The organism is Mesorhizobium sp. M2A.F.Ca.ET.037.01.1.1, assembly GCF_003998075.1.
In the GTDB taxonomy this organism is placed as follows: domain Bacteria; phylum Pseudomonadota; class Alphaproteobacteria; order Rhizobiales; family Rhizobiaceae; genus Mesorhizobium.
The window spans coordinates 1-3,149 of record NZ_RZSA01000796.1; the positions used below are offsets into that span (position 1 = coordinate 1).

3 protein-coding genes are annotated in these 3,149 nt (G+C 66.5%); 1 reads left to right on the forward strand and 2 read right to left on the reverse strand.

All coding sequences use genetic code 11. The features are described from left to right. Positions 1–1,228, forward strand: a 1,228-nt coding sequence (locus tag EOA27_RS29130; protein WP_127257845.1) for an amidase, incomplete at its 5' end; no start/stop codon positions are given. Between the two features lie 112 nt (positions 1,229–1,340). Here EOA27_RS29130 and EOA27_RS29135 read toward each other — a convergent pair. Then, on the reverse strand, positions 1,341–2,321 hold the full coding sequence (locus EOA27_RS29135; RefSeq protein ID WP_126081133.1) for a hydroxyacid dehydrogenase: 981 nt from the start codon (positions 2,319–2,321) through the stop codon (positions 1,341–1,343). A 5-nt stretch (positions 2,322–2,326) separates the two neighbouring features. After that, complete coding sequence (locus tag EOA27_RS29140; protein ID WP_126081134.1) at positions 2,327–3,043, reverse strand: FadR/GntR family transcriptional regulator; 717 nt, start codon at positions 3,041–3,043, stop codon at positions 2,327–2,329. Positions 3,044–3,149: the final 106 nt, after the last annotated feature.

Consider the following 3,149-nt stretch of genomic DNA (forward strand, 5'->3'; position numbering starts at 1 on the left):
GGTCTACACCAAGCTCTATGCCGCGGCCGCGCGGGCAGCCGCCGATGCGTCCGACGCTCGCCGCAAGGCCGGCGTCAGCCTTGGCCCGCTCGACGGGCGCATCGTCTCGATCAAGGATCTGTTCGACGTTGCCGGCGAGCCGACCACGGCCGGGTCGCTGATCCTCGCCGGCACCGCGCCGGCGACGCGGGACGCGGCCATCGTGGCGCGGCTCCGGCGGGCGGGCGCCGTGATCGTCGGCAAGACCAACATGACCGAATTCGCCTTCACCGCGATCGGCGACAACCTTCACTATGGCACGCCGGGCAATGCCGCCGACGCCAGCCTGATCCCGGGCGGCTCGTCATCGGGGGCGGGCGTTGCGGTCGGCGAGGGCACAAGCGACATCTCGATCGGTTCGGACACCGGCGGCTCGGTGCGCATCCCGGCCTCGCTCAACGGCATCGTCGGCTTCAAGCCGACGGCGGGGCGCGTGCCTTTGACGGGCGCCTTTCCGCTGTCGATGACGCTGGATTCGATTGGCCCGCTTGCCCGCAGCGTCGCCGATTGCGCGATTGCCGATGCGATCATGGCCGCAGATGAGCCGGCGGCGCTACAGCCGATCCCGCTTGCGATGTTGCGCATCGGCATTCCGCGCGGTGTCTTGTTCGACGAGACGCAAGCCGAGGTCGCGGAAGCTTTCGAGGCCTGCATCGACAGGATCGGGCAGGCTGGCGCCGGCGCCGTCGATTTGCCCATCGACGATCTCATCGCCGAAATGCGCGCCGCGACCAGACGCGGCACGATCGCCTCAATGGAGGGCGCCGAAGTGCATGCCGACTGGCTGGCGAGCGGCGCCTCCGTGCCGGTCGATCCGCATGTCACCGGGCCGTTGTCGCGCGCGCTGGCGGTTCCCGCTTCGGTCTATATCCGCACGATCCGCCGTCGCGGCGAGCTTGCGGCGGCGATGGCGGAACGGCTGAACGTTATAGATGTCCTGGCATTGCCGACCGTGCCGATGGTCGCGCCTTCCATTGCCGCCATGGCCGCCGACGAGGCGTTGCGCGACAGGACCGAAGGGCTGCTCTTGCGCAACACGCAGGTCGCCAACCAGTTCGACCTCTGCGCGATCTCGTTGCCGATGCCGGGCACCAAGCTGCCGGCCGGGCTGATGCTGGTGGGCAGGCACGGGGATGATCGCCGTTTGCTGGCGATTGCAGCGGCAGTGGAGGCGCTGCTTAGCCGTTGAGAGGCGTGCTTCGAACCGAGGCAAATTGGGATCAGGAAAATTTACCGTTGCGTTCCTTCGCGCACCCTTCTGCCGGCGTCTCCGGTCTGCATCGTCGCATGGTCTCGGCGAATTAATCGCCAGTTGGAAAGCGTCGCCGGTAGTGCTCGATCACTTCCGGATTGCGCAGGTTGACGGGCAGCTTGCCGGCGAGCACCAGCAGCGCCTCGCCGGCGGCGCCGACGCCCATGCGCATCATCGATTCCTCGGTGATCCCGGCCATATGCGGGGTGACGATGACATTGTCGAAGCCGAAATAGGGATGGTTGGGCGGCAGCGGCTGCGTTGAAAAGACGTCGAGCGCGGCGCCGCCGATGCGGCCTTCCCGCAAGGCTTCGATCAGCGCCTCGTCGTCGACCACCGGGCCGCGCGAGACGTTGATCAGCAGTGCGCCGGGCTTCATACGGGCGATGCGCTCGCGGCTGATCAGGCCGCGCGTCTCCTCCGTCAGCGGGCAGCAGAGCACGATGACGTCGCTCTGCTCGACCAGCGCGTCGATCGACAGGAAGCCGACGCGCTCGGGCGCCGGGCGCAGGCTGCGCGTCGTTGCCACGACATTGAGGTCGAAACCGTGCGCGGCGATATGTCCGACGGCCCGGCCGACCGCGCCGAGGCCGACAATGCCGATCGTCTTGCCGGCAAGCTCGCTGGTCGAATTGGCATGCTCGCGCCCGGCAAGCCAGCCCTTGGCGCGCAGGTCGCGGTCCATCACGCGGAAGCGCCGCAATAGGGCAAGCGCTGCGAACATCACATGCTCGGCGACCGAGCGGGCATTGACGGCGGGTACGTTCGCGACAAGCACGCCGGCGGCGGTCGCCGCCTCGACCGGGATCATGTCCAGCCCGGCGCCGTGGCGGATAGCGGCTCGCAAATTCGCCGCGCCTTGAAACAGTTCCGGCGGCAGCGGCGCGCGCACGATGACGATGTCGGCGTCGCAGGCCTCAGTGGTCAATGTCTTTGGATCGAGCGCGGAAGCAATTGCAAGCCGCCCGGCGCCGGCCAGCATGGCCGTGGCGCGGGGGTGCAGCGGATGCGTCGACAGGATCTTGCGCATTGCACTCAGGCCTTCTCGAGCGCCGCGCTTTTCGGTTCTGTTCCGCGGCCTTCGATGATCCCTTTCCAGTAGCTCTCGGCGCCCTGCAGATGGGCGCTCATCAGAGCCTGGGCGAGATTGCCGTCGCGGCGAAGCAGCGCCTCGTAGATCTGGATGTGTTCGGCATGCGAGCGCACGCTGCGTTCGGGATCGTTGAAATAGATCGGCAGGCGCTGCTCGCCCATCAGGTAATAGACGCTGCAGATGTTATGGAAGACGCTGTTCTTGGTGGCGCGCACGATCTCGAGGTGGAACTCGCGGTCCTCCTTGGCGAGGCCTTCACCGGCGGCGATGCGCTCTTCGGAGGCTTTCAGGATCTCGCGCAGGCGTTCGAAGTTTTCTTCCGTTGCGCGCGAGCAGGCAAGCTCGGCCGCCTTGATCTCGTGGATCTTGCGCAGTTCTACCGTCTCATAAATCTGCACCGGATCGAGCGGCAGGCCGGCGCGGGCGAACAGCGCCAGCGCTTCCACGCTCGCCTGCTTGGTGTCGATATAGATGCCGGACTTGGCGCGCCGCTCGACGATGCGCATGGCCTCGAGGATGGCGAGCGCCTCGCGGATCTGGCCGCGGCTGACGCCGAAATGTTCCGCCAGCTCGCGTTCCGAAGGCGTGCGGCCGGACTCCTTGTCCGAGTTGGAGAAGAGATAGGCGGCGAGTTCCGCGAGAAGGTTCTTTTCTTTCATCGTCAAATACGTTGCGCGTGCGCCTCCAGGAATCGCTCCGAGATGGTGAAACCCAATCCAGGCTTTTCAGGGATCGCTATCATACCGTCCTTCGCTTCGACAGTCT